At 63.5% G+C, this 12,776-nt stretch carries 14 protein-coding genes; 12 read left to right on the top strand and 2 right to left on the bottom strand.

What is annotated here, in order from left to right:
- The first annotated feature begins 59 nt into the window (after window positions 1-59).
- The 6 genes from IFT98_RS13155 to IFT98_RS13130 all read left to right on the top strand — a co-directional run bounded on the left by IFT98_RS13155 (window position 60) and on the right by IFT98_RS13130 (window position 4,929).
- Window positions 60-650, top strand: coding sequence for an amino acid synthesis family protein (locus tag IFT98_RS13155; RefSeq protein WP_192049123.1), 591 nt, complete (start codon window positions 60-62; stop codon window positions 648-650).
- A gap of 23 nt (window positions 651-673) precedes the next feature.
- Window positions 674-1,507 (top strand): alpha/beta fold hydrolase, encoded by an 834-nt coding sequence (locus tag IFT98_RS13150; protein ID WP_192049121.1) that lies wholly within the window; start codon window positions 674-676, stop codon window positions 1,505-1,507.
- A complete protein-coding gene (locus IFT98_RS13145; RefSeq protein WP_122477694.1) occupies window positions 1,504-2,985 on the top strand; it encodes an aldehyde dehydrogenase in 1,482 nt (493 codons plus the stop codon). Before IFT98_RS13150 ends, IFT98_RS13145 begins: the two co-directional genes overlap by 4 nt.
- Window positions 2,986-2,996: 11 nt before the next feature.
- On the top strand, window positions 2,997-3,482 hold the full coding sequence (locus IFT98_RS13140; RefSeq protein WP_122477692.1) for a flavin reductase family protein: 486 nt from the start codon (window positions 2,997-2,999) through the stop codon (window positions 3,480-3,482).
- Window positions 3,483-3,607: 125 nt separating this feature from the next.
- Window positions 3,608-4,360 carry a GntR family transcriptional regulator gene (locus IFT98_RS13135; protein WP_122715584.1) on the top strand — a complete coding sequence of 251 codons (753 nt, stop codon included), beginning with the start codon at window positions 3,608-3,610 and terminating at the stop codon, window positions 4,358-4,360.
- Between the two features lie 5 nt (window positions 4,361-4,365).
- A complete protein-coding gene (locus IFT98_RS13130) occupies window positions 4,366-4,929 on the top strand; it encodes an NUDIX hydrolase (RefSeq protein WP_122797055.1) in 564 nt (187 codons plus the stop codon).
- Here the strand turns inward: IFT98_RS13130 and IFT98_RS13125 are convergent.
- Window positions 4,926-5,228, bottom strand: a complete 303-nt coding sequence (locus tag IFT98_RS13125; RefSeq protein WP_192049119.1) for a DUF1330 domain-containing protein — start codon at window positions 5,226-5,228, stop codon at window positions 4,926-4,928. The two genes, IFT98_RS13130 and IFT98_RS13125, sit on opposite strands and share 4 nt — an antisense overlap.
- 87 nt (window positions 5,229-5,315) lie before the next feature.
- On the opposite strand from IFT98_RS13125, the gene ribBA reads away from it, so the two are divergent.
- The 5 genes from ribBA to IFT98_RS13100 all read left to right on the top strand — a co-directional run bounded on the left by ribBA (window position 5,316) and on the right by IFT98_RS13100 (window position 10,488).
- A complete protein-coding gene (gene ribBA / locus IFT98_RS13120; RefSeq protein WP_192049118.1) occupies window positions 5,316-6,464 on the top strand; it encodes a bifunctional 3,4-dihydroxy-2-butanone-4-phosphate synthase/GTP cyclohydrolase II in 1,149 nt (382 codons plus the stop codon).
- A gap of 95 nt (window positions 6,465-6,559) precedes the next feature.
- Window positions 6,560-7,585, top strand: a complete 1,026-nt coding sequence (locus IFT98_RS13115; protein ID WP_122715588.1) for an ABC transporter substrate-binding protein — start codon at window positions 6,560-6,562, stop codon at window positions 7,583-7,585.
- On the top strand, window positions 7,570-8,508 hold the full coding sequence (locus tag IFT98_RS13110; protein WP_122477681.1) for an ABC transporter permease: 939 nt from the start codon (window positions 7,570-7,572) through the stop codon (window positions 8,506-8,508). The genes IFT98_RS13115 and IFT98_RS13110 overlap by 16 nt, the downstream gene beginning before the upstream one ends.
- 6 nt (window positions 8,509-8,514) lie before the next feature.
- A complete protein-coding gene (locus tag IFT98_RS13105; RefSeq protein ID WP_122477679.1) occupies window positions 8,515-9,324 on the top strand; it encodes an ABC transporter permease in 810 nt (269 codons plus the stop codon).
- Between the two features lie 9 nt (window positions 9,325-9,333).
- Window positions 9,334-10,488, top strand: a complete 1,155-nt coding sequence (locus tag IFT98_RS13100; RefSeq protein ID WP_192049116.1) for an ABC transporter ATP-binding protein — start codon at window positions 9,334-9,336, stop codon at window positions 10,486-10,488.
- A gap of 104 nt (window positions 10,489-10,592) precedes the next feature.
- On the opposite strand, the gene IFT98_RS13095 is transcribed toward IFT98_RS13100, so the two are convergent.
- Window positions 10,593-11,996, bottom strand: a complete 1,404-nt coding sequence (locus IFT98_RS13095; RefSeq protein WP_192049114.1) for a purine-cytosine permease family protein — start codon at window positions 11,994-11,996, stop codon at window positions 10,593-10,595.
- Between the two features lie 237 nt (window positions 11,997-12,233).
- Between IFT98_RS13095 and IFT98_RS13090 the strand changes: the two genes are divergently transcribed.
- Complete coding sequence (locus IFT98_RS13090; protein WP_122477673.1) at window positions 12,234-12,719, top strand: flavin reductase family protein; 486 nt, start codon at window positions 12,234-12,236, stop codon at window positions 12,717-12,719.
- Window positions 12,720-12,776 lie beyond the last annotated feature (57 nt).

The following is a 12,776-nucleotide window of genomic DNA, read 5'->3' as shown; positions in this document are numbered from 1 at the left end:
CAAGCTCGTTCTTGGTATACCATAATACCAGATACACACCCTCCAAGAAGGAAACAGGCATGAGCTTCGAGATCCGCAAAATCGTCACCTACTCCGAAGAGACCCTCATCGAAGGCGGCAAGGCCACCGACACTCCCGTGACCATGGTCGGCCTGGCGGTGGTCATGAAGAACCCGTGGCTGGGCCGCGGCTTCGTCGAAGACCTGAAACCGGAGATCAAGGCCAGCTGTTCGGACCTCGGAGCCCTGATGGTCGAGCGCCTGGTGGCCAGCATCGGTGGCGCGGACAAGATCGAGGCCTACGGCAAGGCGGCGGTGGTCGGTGCCGACGGTGAAATCGAGCACGCCTCGGCCGTCATCCACACCCTGCGCTTCGGCAACCATTACCGTGAAGCGGTGCAAGCCAAAAGCTACCTGAGCTTCACCAACAAGCGCGGCGGCCCTGGCACCTCGATTCAGATCCCGATGATGCACAAGGACGACGAAGGCCTGCGCTCCCACTACGTCACCCTGGAAATGCAGATCGAGGATTCGCCGCGCGCCGACGAGATCGTCGTCGTCCTGGGCTGCGCCAACGGCGGGCGCCTGCACCCGCGGATCGGCAACCGCTACATCGACCTGGAAGAGCTGGCTGCCGAAAAGGCCCAGTGACTCACTTGACTCAGGAGCGCTCCATGATTCGGCTTACCGCTGAACGCACTGCGGCCGGTACCAGTTACCTGGCCGCGGGTGACGGCCCGCCCGTGGTGTTCATCCATGGAGTGGGCTTGAACAAGGAAATGTGGGGAGGCCAGTTCGTCGGGCTGCTGCCGCACTATCGGGTCATCGCCTACGACATGCTCGGACATGGCGCCAGTGCGTTGCCTGCACCTGGCACCGCGTTGCTCGGTTACGCCGACCAATTGCTCGAACTGCTGGACCACTTGCAAGTACCCGCAGCGACGGTCATCGGTTTCTCCATGGGCGGGCTGGTGGCACGGGCGTTCGCCCTGCACTACCCCGAACGCCTGCAGGCCCTGGTGGTGCTCAACAGCGTGTTCAACCGCAGCGCCGAACAGCGCGCCGGGGTGATAGCACGCACCGGGCAGGCGGCCGAGCATGGCCCGGACGCGAACGCCGAGGCGGCGCTGTCGCGCTGGTTCAGCCGCGAGTACCAGGCGGCCAACCCGGCGCAGATCGCCGCGCTGCGCGAGACGCTGGCCAGCAATGATCCGCAGGGCTACCTGACCACCTATGAACTGTTCGCCACCCAGGACATGTACCGCGCCGATGACCTTGGCAGCATCGCGGCGCCGGCGCTGATCGCCACAGGTGAACTCGACCCGGGCTCCACGCCGCAGATGGCACGGGAAATGGCCGAGCGCATTCCCCACGCCGAGGTCGCGATACTCCACGAGCAACGGCATATGATGCCCGTGGAATCACCCCGGCTGGTCAACCAGATGTTGTTGGATTTTCTTACCCGGGCCCAGCGCCTGGACAACCAGGCACAGGGGATCGTCGCATGACCCTTTCACGCTTTCAGATGTGCATCGACGGCCAGTGGGTCGATGCGCTGTCCGGCAAGACCTTCGAGAGTCACAACCCCGCCCTTGCCCAACCTTGGGCGCTATTGCCCGACGCCGACGAGGCCGATGTCGACCGCGCCGTGCAGGCCGCACAGCGGGCGTTCGAGGCGCCGGCATGGCGCGGGCTTACCGCCACCGCCCGGGGCAAGCTGCTGCGCCGGCTGGGCGACCTGATCGGCGAGAACAAGGAAGCGCTGGCCCAGCTCGAGAGCCGTGACAACGGCAAGCTGATCCGCGAAACCCGCGGCCAGGTGGGTTATCTGCCCGAGTTTTTCCACTACACCGCAGGCCTAGCGGACAAACTGGAGGGCGGCACACTGCCGCTCGACAAGCCCGACCTGTTCGCCTACACGGTGCACGAACCGATCGGCGTGGTTGCCGGGATCATTCCCTGGAACAGCCCGCTGTACCTGACGGCGATCAAGCTGGCGCCGGCCCTGGCGGCCGGCAACACCATCGTTCTCAAGCCCTCCGAGCATGCCAGTGCCACCTTGCTGGAATTGGCGCGCCTGGCTCTGGAAGCCGGCATTCCGCCGGGCGTGGTCAACGTCGTCACCGGCTATGGCCCGAGCACCGGCGCCGCCCTCACCCGCCACCCGTTGGTGCGCAAGATCGCCTTCACCGGCGGTGCCGCCACCGCGCGCCACGTGGTTCGCAGCAGCGCCGAAAACTTCGCCAAGCTGTCCCTGGAGCTGGGCGGCAAGTCGCCGAACATCATTTTCGCCGATGCCGACCTGGACAGCGCCATCAACGGCGTGGTGGCCGGCATCTATGCCGCCTCCGGGCAGAGCTGCGTGGCCGGCTCGCGCTTGCTGGTGCAGGACGAGATCTACGACGAATTCGTCGAGCGTCTGGTCGAGCGCGCCAAGCGCATCAAGATCGGCAACCCCCAGGACGAAGCCAGCGAAATGGGCCCCATGGCCACCGCCCAGCAGTTGGCCGTGGTCGAAAGCCTGGTCGCGCAGGCGCTGGAAGAAGGCGCTACCCTGCGCATGGGCGGTCAGCGCGCACAGACCGACAGCGACGGTTGGTACTACCAGCCAACCCTGTTCGAATGCGACAACCACTCCATGAAGATCATGCAGGAGGAAGTCTTCGGTCCGGTGGCGTCGGTCATCCGCTTCTCCACCGAAGCAGAAGCGCTGGCCATGGCCAACGATTCCCAGTTCGGCCTCGCCGCCGGCATCTGGACCCGCGACCTGGGCCGTGCCCACCGCCTGGCCCGTGACGTTCGTTCCGGTATCATCTGGGTCAACACCTACCGCGCGGTATCGGCCATGGCGCCGATCGGCGGCTTCAAGAACAGTGGCTATGGCCGCGAGAGCGGCATCGATTCGGTACTGGCCTACACAGAACTCAAGACGGTATGGATCAACCTGTCCCAGGCACCCATGCCCGACCCATTCGTGATGCGTTGAGGTAATTTGAAATGATCGAACCCGGCATCTACAAAGAAGTGATGGCTTCGTTCCCATCCGGCGTGACGGTCGTCACCACGCTGGACCCGGAAGGCGGCATCGTCGGCATCACCGCCAGTGCATTCAGTGCGCTGTCGATCGACCCGGCGCTGGTACTGTTCTGCCCCAACTACGAGTCGGACACCTACCCGGTCCTGCGCGACAGCAAGCGCTTCGCGATTCACCTGCTGTCCGCAGACCAGCAGGCCGAGGCCTACGCCTTTGCCAGCAAGGGCAAGGACAAGGCGCGGGCCATCGCCTGGCACCTCAGCGAGCTGGGCAACCCGCTGCTGGAGAAAGCCACGGCCATCATCGAGTGCGAGCTGTGGCGCGAGTACGACGGTGGCGATCACGCGATCATCGTCGGTGCTGTGAAGAACCTGATCCTGCCCAGCGAGCCTTTGACGCCCATGCTCTACCACCGCGGCAAACTGGGCGCATTGCCGACCCTGGGATGATCGACCTGCGCTGACCCAACCGGCCAGCCGCACCTGGGTGCCTGGCCTGTCGCCGTTGGGCAGCAACGCCGGGTGGCGTGCTAGACTCGCCGCTGTTTTTTTGCCTTTTCAACAGAGCGGACCCGATGAAACGCCTGCCCCTCGACGACAGCTTCAAGGTCAATCGCAACCCCGTCACCCTGCGCGAAATCGTGCTCGACAAGTTGCGCAGCGCCATCATGAACTTCCAGCTCCTGCCGGGCGATCGCCTGGTCGAGCGTGATCTGTGCGAGCGCCTGGGCGTGAGCCGTACCTCGGTGCGCGAGGCGCTGCGACACTTGGAATCCGAAGGCCTGGTGGAATTCGCCGACGCCAAGGGTCCACGCGTGGCCATCATCACCCTGGAAGACGCCCGCGACATCTATGAGCTGCGTTGCGTGCTCGAAGGCCTGATCGTCCAGCTGTTCACCCTCAATGCCAAGGCCCGGGACATCCGTGCCCTGGAAAAAGCGTTGGCGGTCAACCGCAAGGCGCTCGAAGAGCGTGCATTGTCCGACGTGCTGAGCTCGGTCCAGGGCTTCTACGACGTGCTGTTCGAAGGCTCGGGCAACCAGGTCGCCGCGACCCAGCTGCGCCAGTTGCAGGCTCGCATCAGCTACCTGCGCGCGACCTCGGTGTCGCAGGAAAACCGCCGCGGCGTCAGCAACGACGAAATGGAACGCATCGTCACCGCGATCAAGAGCGGCGATCCGATGGCGGCGCACCAGGCGTCCGTCGATCACGTCCGCGCCGCCGCGAAAGTGGCCCTGGAGTCATTGCGTCAGCAGCGCAACGACGACCACAAGGTGCGCGACATCGCAGTGCCCATCGCCCTCAACGAACCGCGCATCGGACGCTGACCGCCATGGCCACTCCACGGTTTTGCCCCCAATGCGGTGCCTGTGGCCTGAGCCTTGGAATCCCTGCGGGCGATACCCATGAGCGGACCTTTTGCTCCGGTTGCGGGCACATCCATTACGTCAATCCGAAGATCATCACCGGCTGCATCGTCGAAACCGATGGCAAGTACTTGCTGTGCCAGCGCGCAATCCCTCCGCGCCCCGGCACCTGGACGCTGCCCGCAGGCTTTATGGAAAGCGGCGAAACCACCGAGGAAGGTGCCCTGCGCGAGCTGTGGGAAGAAGCCGGAGTGCGCGCCGAAATCCTCTCGCCCTACTCGATCTTCAGCGTCCCGCGGATCAGCGAGGTGTACATCATCTTTCGCGCAATGGCCCTGGAGATCACCGACGAATTCGGCCCGGAAACTGCCGCACGGCAGTTCTTCGCGCCGCAGGACATTCCCTGGGACAGCATCTACTACCCCGCCATCCGGCAGATTCTGGAGCGCTACATCCAGGAGCGCGCGACCGGTACCTACGGCATCTACATGGGCAACGACGATACCGGCCGCATCCACTTCATGCGCTAGCCGGCGACCGTCTCGCAACCTTCGACGATGATCACTTCGGCCTTCGCGACGCCCGCACGCAGGGCGGCCGCTTCCTGATACTCGCTGGATTCATAGCAGGCTTGCGCCTGGCCATACGAATCGAACTCGATCACCACGCTGCGCTGCGGCGTGGCCCTGCCTTCCATGGCTTGCGAGCGCCCCCCACGGGCCAGCAGGCGACCCCCGAACTTGGCGAAAACCGCCGGCGCGCGCTGCGTGTAAAGCACGTACTGCGCGGGATCGGTAACGTCTACATGAGCAATCCAATAAGCCTTCATTTTCACCTCGACAGGGGGTAATGTACGTATTATGGTATACCACGATTCAGGCGGTTATCCCAGTCAGTCATCCCAGAGAGTGCAGGCATGGCGTTCAACAGCATCGAAGAAATCATCGAGGACTTTCGTCAAGGCAAGATGGTCTTGCTGGTGGACGACGAGGACCGCGAGAACGAAGGTGACCTGCTGCTCGCCGCCGACTGCTGCACAGCCGAGGCCATCAGTTTCATGGCCCGCGAAGCACGCGGATTGATCTGTCTCACCCTCACCGAGGAACGCTGCCAACGGTTGGGGCTGGAGCAGATGGTCCCCAGCAACGGCAGCGGTTTCGGCACGGCATTCACCGTGTCCATCGAAGCCGCCTGCGGGGTCACCACCGGTATCTCCGCCGCCGACCGGGCACGCACCGTTGCCGCCGCAGTGGCGCCTCAGGCGGTTGCAGCCGACCTGGTGCAACCGGGCCACATCTTTCCCCTGCGCGCCCGCGAAGGCGGCGTGCTGACCCGCGCCGGACATACCGAAGCCGGCTGCGACCTGGCGCGGCTGGCCGGTTTCAGCCCTGCCGCGGTGATCGTCGAAGTCATGAAAGACGACGGCACCATGGCGCGCCGTCCGGACCTGGAACTGTTCGCTGCCCGCCACAACATCAAGATCGGCAGCATCGCCGACCTGATCCACTACCGCTTGAGCAACGAGCACACGGTGACGCGCATGGGCGAGCGCGAGTTGCCCACGGTGCATGGCACGTTCCGCCTGGTCAGTTACGAAGACCGCATTCAGGGTGGCGTGCACATGGCCATGGTCATGGGCGACATCCGCCGTGAAGATCCGACTCTGGTGCGGGTCCATGTCATCGACCCGCTGCGCGACCTGGTCGGCGCCGAGTACACCGGTCCCGCCAACTGGACGCTGTGGGCGGCGCTGCAGAAGGTCGCCGAGCACGGTGCGGGCGTGGTGGTGGTGCTGGCCAATCACGAGTCTTCCCAGGCCCTGCTCGAGCGCGTGCCGCACCTGACCCAGCCCGTTCGCCCCTATTCGCGTACGCAGACACGCATCTATTCGGAAGTCGGTACCGGCGCGCAGATCCTCCAGGATCTGGGCGTCGGCAAACTGCGTCACCTGGGCCCGCCGCTCAAGTACGCAGGTCTCACGGGCTACGACCTCGAAGTGGTCGAAAGCATAGCGTTCCAGCCACCCGGACCGGGTGCATCCGCCATGGACGGCAACGGCATCTGAAACAAACGATCGTCCAGGTCGCCACGACCTGACTGCTCCCGATACGCGGGTGTGGAAACAGCCCGCTCAAACAATGACAAATGAGGGCGTACAAGATGGTATTCAAAAAACGTGCGATAGCGGCGTTGGCTGCAGCGACCCTGGCATTCACTGCAGGCACTGCCATGGCAGCCGAGACGCTGAGCTTCGTCAGCTGGGGCGGCACCACCCAGGACGCGCAGAAGTCGTCGTGGGCCGATCCGTTCAGCAAGAGCAGCGGCACTGCGGTGGTCATGGACGGACCCACCGACTACGGCAAGCTCAAGGCCATGGTCGAGAGCGGCAACGTGCAGTGGGACGTGGTCGACGTGGAAGCCGATTTCGCCTTGCGTGCGGCCAGCGAAGGCCTGCTCGAACCCATGGACTTCAAGGTCATCGACCGCACCAAGCTGGACCCGCGCTTCGTCTCCGACTACGGCGTGGGCTCGTTCTACTTCTCCTTCGTGCTGGGCTTCAACGAAGGCAAGGTCGGCGCCGGCAAACCCCAGGACTGGACCGCGCTGTTCGACACCAAGGCCTATCCCGGCAAACGCGCGCTGTACAAGTGGCCCAGCCCGGGCGTGCTGGAGATCGCCCTGCTGGCCGACGGCGTCGCCGCCGACAAGCTCTATCCACTGGACTTGGACCGCGCTTTCAAGAAGCTCGATTCGATCAAGAAGGACATCGTCTGGTGGGGCGGCGGCGCCCAGTCCCAGCAGCTGCTGGCCTCGGGCGAAGTCACCATGGGTCAGTTCTGGAACGGTCGGGTCTACGCCCTGCAACAGGACGGCGCTCCGGTGGGCGTGAGCTGGAAGCAGAACCTGGCGATGGCCGACTTCCTGGTCGTGCCCAAAGGCTCGAAAAACAAGGAGGCAGCCATGCGCTTCGTGGCCAACGCCACCGGTGCCAAGGGCCAGGCCGATTTCTCCAATCTGACGGCCTACGCCCCGGTCAACACTGAAAGCGTGCAGCGCCTGGATTCGGTTCTGGCGCCCAACCTGTCGACCGCGCACGTTGACGACCAGATCACTCTGGACTTCGCCTACTGGGCCAAGAATGGCCCCTCTATCGCGACACGGTGGAACGAATGGCTGGTCAAGTGAAGCTGTCCTCGCCCTCCGCCCTCGGCAGCACCGGGGGCGCCGCCGGCGGCCCCGGTGCGCTGCGTGCCGCCCAGCCGCGCCCGAGCCTGATCCAACGCTGGCGCGGGTCGAGCAACCTGATCCCGGCGCTGGTGTTCCTCGGCCTGTTCTTCTTCGCCCCGCTCATTGGCCTGCTGTTGCGCGGCGTGCTGGAGCCGACACCGGGGCTGGACAACTACCGCGAACTGTTCGCCAATTCGGCGTATGCGCGGGTGTTGTTCAACACCTTTTCGGTGGCCGGGCTGGTGACCCTGTTCAGCGTATTGCTGGGCTTTCCACTGGCTTGGGTTATCACCCTGGTGCCACGCGGATGGGGCCGCTGGATCTTCAGCATCGTGCTGCTGTCGATGTGGACCAGCCTGCTGGCGCGCACCTACTCCTGGCTGGTGCTGCTGCAGGCGTCGGGGGTGGTCAACAAGCTGCTCATGGCCCTGGGCATCATCGACCAGCCGTTGGAGATGGTGCACAACCTGACCGGGGTAGTGATCGGCATGAGCTACATCATGATTCCGTTCATCGTTCTGCCGCTGCAGGCCACCATGCAGGCCATCGACCCGATGGTGCTGCAGGCCGGTGCCATCTGCGGCGCCAGTCCGTGGACCAACTTCTTCCGGGTTTTCCTGCCGCTGTGCCGCTCGGGACTGTTCTCCGGCGCTTTGATGGTGTTCGTCATGTCGCTGGGCTATTACGTCACTCCGGCGCTGTTGGGTGGCGCGCAGAACATGATGCTGCCCGAGTTCATCGTGCAACAGGTGCAATCCTTCCTCAACTGGGGACTGGCGAGCGCGGCTGCCGCACTGTTGGTGCTGATTACCTTGGTGCTGTTCTATTTCTATCTGAAGCTGCAACCGGAATCCCCGGTCGGCTCCAGCAATTCGAGGTAAGTCATCATGCTTCTTACCCCCAATGCCATGAGTCGACGGCTGCGCGTGGGCCTGTACCTCACCACGGGGTCGATCGGCCTGTTCCTGCTGTTGCCGATCGTCTTCATCGTGCTGCTGTCGTTCGGCTCGTCCCAGTGGCTGGTGTTTCCGCCACCGGGCTGGACCACCAAGTGGTACCTGCAATTCTTCGCCAACCCTGAGTGGATGGCGGCGGCCTGGTCGAGCTTGAAAGTCGCTGCGCTGACCACCGTGTTCGCGGTACTGCTGGGCCTGCCGACGGCCTTCGCACTGGTGCGCGGCAAGTTTCCGGGCCGCGAGTTGCTGTATGCCTTGTTCACCCTGCCGATGATCGTACCGGTGGTGATCATCGCGGTGGCCGTGTATGCGCTGTTCCTCAAGCTGGGCTACACCGGCACGGTGTTCTCGTTCGTGGTCAGCCACGTGATCGTCGCCCTGCCCTTCACCATCATTTCGATCATCAACTCGCTGAAGCTGTTCGACCAGTCCATCGAGGACGCTGCGGTGATCTGTGGTGCGTCGCGCCTGCAGGCGATCTTCAAGGTGACGTTCCCGGCCATTCGTCCGGGCATGGTCGCCGGCGGCCTGTTCGCGTTCCTGGTTTCGTGGGATGAAGTGGTCCTCAGCGTGATGATGGCCAGCCCCACCCTGCAGACCCTTCCCGTGAAAATGTGGACCACCCTGCGCCAGGACCTGACGCCGGTGATCGCCGTCGCCTCGACGCTGCTGATCGCCCTGTCGGTGCTGGTCATGGTGGCTGCCGAAATCATTCGTCGCCGTAACCCCGTCAACGCCTAGGAGCTGGACATGAGTGCTGTGATCAAACAACAGGCCGTGCAGGCCGGCGACACCCTGGTCAGCCTCCGCGGACTGAACCGCCATTACGGCGACTTCGCTGCGGTCGACAATATCGACCTGGACATCAAGAACGGCGAGTTCCTGACCTTCCTCGGTTCCAGTGGCTCGGGCAAGAGCACCACCCTGTCGATGCTGGCCGGCTTCGAGACACCCAGTTCCGGCGAGATCCTGGTCAGCGGCCAATCGCTGGTCAACGTGCCGCCGCACAAGCGCGGTATCGGCATGGTGTTCCAGCGTTATTCGCTGTTCCCGCACCTGTCGGTGCGCGACAACATTGCCTTCCCCCTGGACATCCGCAAACTGGGCCGCGCCGAGCGTGATCGCAAGGTCGATGCGATGCTCAAGCTGGTGCAGCTCGAGGCCTTCGCACACCGTCGTCCTTCGCAGCTGTCCGGTGGCCAGCAGCAGCGCGTTGCCATCGCTCGCGCGCTGGTCTACGAGCCGCGCATTCTGCTCATGGACGAGCCGCTGGGCGCACTGGACAAGAAGCTGCGCGAAGACCTGCAGGATGAGCTGCGCCAGTTGCACCGGCGCCTGGGCATCACCATCGTCTACGTGACCCACGATCAGGAAGAGGCCATGCGCCTGTCGCAGCGCATCGCCATTTTCAGCCACGGCAAGATCGTCGGACTGGGCAGCGGCTACGACCTCTACCAGAACCCGCCCAATGCCTTCGTGGCCTCGTTTCTGGGTAACTCCAACTTTCTCAAGCTGACCACCGCCAGCAATGGTTCCGGCAGCTTCGAAGGCGCCAGCCTGGGCATGCGCCTGACACCCGGCGCCAATGCCGGCCAGCAGGTCCTGCTGATGGTACGTCCCGAGAAAGCCCAGGCATTGAGCGCCGCGCAGGCTGCAGAGCAACCGCTGCTGCCGGGCTGGAACCAGATCGCCGCCACGGTCACCGAGACGCTGTTTCTCGGCGAGAGCCAGACCTGCAGCGTCGTGACCCAGGGTGGCACGCCGATGACGGTCAAGGCCTTGTCTGCAGCCGGCATGCCCCTGCAGGCCGGTGAGCAGGTCCAGGTGCGTTGGGCTGCGGCGGATGCCTGCGTGTACACCCAGTGGGAAGACGCTGACCTCAACAAGGCGGCTGGCGCGCACTGAGCCTGCAACGCGCCTTCTACTCCGCAACGCAACTTCAACCCCGCAACGCAAAAGGCCCCGAGTGATCGGGGCCTTTTTGCAGGTGCTGTTTCCGTCGGTTCGAACTACTTGGCGTATCCGGCGCGTACCCGCTCTGCGCGCTGTTGCTTGCGCGTGGCCAGGCAGTAGAACAGTGGGCAGGTCACCACGATGCCGACCAGCCAGGAGAGGTCGGCACCTTCGACCAGGTGGGCATAGGGGCCGACATACAACGCCGTGTTGGCGAACGGCAACTGCACGGCAATGCCACAGGCGTAGGCGATGATCGCGTGCCAGTTGAAACGGCCGTACTGCCCGCCGTCGGCGGCGAAGATCGACTCGATGTCGTAGTTGCCGTATTTGATCAGGTAGAAGTCGATCAGGTTGATGGAGGCCCAGGGTACCAACACCAGCAGCAGTGCCAGGATCAAGCCGATGAAGTCCTGGATGAAGTCACCCGAGGCGCCCACCGCCACCAGACAGCAGCCACTCAACACCAGCGCCGACAGCACGATGCGTACTTTCACGCTGGGCGTCCAGTGGGCCACGAAGGTCTGCACGGCGGTGACGATGGCCAGTACCGCACCGTACAGGTTCAGTGCGTTGTGGCTGATGATGTTGAGCAGGAACAGCAGCATCAACAGCGGGCCCAGCGCCCCGGTGGCCTGCGCCACGGCAGTCATCGCTTCGGTGCCAGGCGGCGTTGCGAGCACCACCACCGCGCCGAAACTGAACGACAGGATGGTCCCCAACGTGGCACCGGCATAGGTGGCCCAGAATGGCTTGGCGATGCCGATATCGGTCGGCAGATAGCGTGAGTAATCCGATACGTAGGGCGAGAAGCTGACCTGCCAGATCACCCCCAGCGACACCGTGGCGATGAACCCCGCCAGGGTGAAACCACCGCGGCTAAGGAAGTCGACTGGCAAGGGCTGGCTGAACACGAAAGCGAATCCGGCGAGCAGTGCGCCGCCCATCACCCAGGTACCGATCTTGTTCAAGGTATGGATGAACCGGTAGCCCAGCACACCAATGGCGGTGGCGGCCAAGGCGCCGATCACGCTGCCCACGGGTAACGAGATCGGCTCGACCATCGCGTGGATCGACTTGCCAGCCAGCACGATGTTGGAGATGAAGAAGCCGACATAGATCAAGGCGGCGAAAAACACGATCAGCAACGCGCCGAAACGGCCGAACTGTCCGCGGCTCTGGACCATCTGCGGAATGCCCAGTCGCGGCCCCTGGGCCGAGGACAAGGCAATGACCAGCCCACCCAGGCAGTGCCCGAGCACAATGGCCAGCAGCCCCCAGGCGAGGTTGAGGTTGAACACCTGTACCACCATGGCGCCGGTCACGATTGGCAGGGGCGCAATGTTGGTGCTGAACCACAGTGTGAACAGGTCCCGCGCCCGCCCATGGCGCTCGGTGGCGGGGACCTGCTCGACGGTGTAGCTCTCGATCAATGGGTCTTGCGATGAACGCTCGGACATAGTCTTTCACTCGAGTCTGTTGTTGTTCTTGTAGGAATCCGGATCGATGCAACGACCCGCTTCTGATAGACAGACCATATTACGGTATACCAAGAAAAGGCAAGTGGATCGCTTAGCCTCGCAACCCCCAAGCCGTTGCCAGTTGTGTATCTCGCGACTGAAATTCAGGGTTGCACAAACATTTCTTTGGTATACCATCAGACCAACAAATATTCGAATAAACGAGAGGTGCCTTTGATGATCGATGCCGAAATCTACAAACAAGTCATGGGCTCGTTTCCCTCTGGCGTGACCGTGATCACCACGCTGGACGACGAAGGCCAACTGGTCGGCATGACCGCCAGTGCCTTCAGCTCGCTGTCGATCGATCCGGCTCTCGTGCTGTTCTGCCCCAACTACAAAGCCGACTCCTACCCCCACCTGATTCGCAGCAAGCGCTTCGCCATCCATCTGCTTTCCAGCGACCAGCAGGCCGAAGCCTATGCCTTCGCCAGCAAAGGCAAGAACAAGGCCGACGGGATCGAGTGGAGCATGAGCGCTCTCGGTAATCCGGTACTCAAGAATGCCATTGCGGTCATTGAGTGCGAACTGTGGCGCGAATACGAGGGCGGTGACCACGCAATCATGGTTGGCGCGGTGAAAAACCTGCTGGTACCCAGTGCCCCGCAAAGCCCGTTGGTCTACTGCCGCGGCAAGATGGGCGCCCTTCCCGCGTTCGCCTGACATTCCCATGCCCAGGCTGCGGCAAGCCCCCAGCCGGGACGAATCACCGCCAACAGA

Origin of the sequence: Pseudomonas sp. CFBP 8770 (genome assembly GCF_014841705.1) — a bacterium.
In the GTDB taxonomy this organism is placed as follows: Bacteria; Pseudomonadota; Gammaproteobacteria; order Pseudomonadales; family Pseudomonadaceae; genus Aquipseudomonas.
The sequence above is the reverse complement of the archived record's forward strand: the minus strand, read 5'-3'. Positions and strand labels throughout refer to the sequence as shown.

What these genes read in the sequence shown, in the direction of transcription:
- IFT98_RS13155 (WP_192049123.1), top strand. Translation starts at nt 60, where the DNA reads ATGAGCTTCGAGATCCGCAAAATCGTCACCTACTCCGAAGAGACCCTC.
- IFT98_RS13150 (WP_192049121.1), top strand. Translation starts at nt 674, where the DNA reads ATGATTCGGCTTACCGCTGAACGCACTGCGGCCGGTACCAGTTACCTG.
- IFT98_RS13145 (WP_122477694.1), top strand. Translation starts at nt 1,504, where the DNA reads ATGACCCTTTCACGCTTTCAGATGTGCATCGACGGCCAGTGGGTCGAT.
- IFT98_RS13140 (WP_122477692.1), top strand. Translation starts at nt 2,997, where the DNA reads ATGATCGAACCCGGCATCTACAAAGAAGTGATGGCTTCGTTCCCATCC.
- IFT98_RS13135 (WP_122715584.1), top strand. Translation starts at nt 3,608, where the DNA reads ATGAAACGCCTGCCCCTCGACGACAGCTTCAAGGTCAATCGCAACCCC.
- IFT98_RS13130 (WP_122797055.1), top strand. Translation starts at nt 4,366, where the DNA reads ATGGCCACTCCACGGTTTTGCCCCCAATGCGGTGCCTGTGGCCTGAGC.
- IFT98_RS13125 (WP_192049119.1), bottom strand. Translation starts at nt 5,228, where the DNA reads ATGAAGGCTTATTGGATTGCTCATGTAGACGTTACCGATCCCGCGCAG.
- ribBA (WP_192049118.1), top strand. Translation starts at nt 5,316, where the DNA reads ATGGCGTTCAACAGCATCGAAGAAATCATCGAGGACTTTCGTCAAGGC.
- IFT98_RS13115 (WP_122715588.1), top strand. Translation starts at nt 6,560, where the DNA reads ATGGTATTCAAAAAACGTGCGATAGCGGCGTTGGCTGCAGCGACCCTG.
- IFT98_RS13110 (WP_122477681.1), top strand. Translation starts at nt 7,570, where the DNA reads ATGGCTGGTCAAGTGAAGCTGTCCTCGCCCTCCGCCCTCGGCAGCACC.
- IFT98_RS13105 (WP_122477679.1), top strand. Translation starts at nt 8,515, where the DNA reads ATGCTTCTTACCCCCAATGCCATGAGTCGACGGCTGCGCGTGGGCCTG.
- IFT98_RS13100 (WP_192049116.1), top strand. Translation starts at nt 9,334, where the DNA reads ATGAGTGCTGTGATCAAACAACAGGCCGTGCAGGCCGGCGACACCCTG.
- IFT98_RS13095 (WP_192049114.1), bottom strand. Translation starts at nt 11,996, where the DNA reads ATGTCCGAGCGTTCATCGCAAGACCCATTGATCGAGAGCTACACCGTC.
- IFT98_RS13090 (WP_122477673.1), top strand. Translation starts at nt 12,234, where the DNA reads ATGATCGATGCCGAAATCTACAAACAAGTCATGGGCTCGTTTCCCTCT.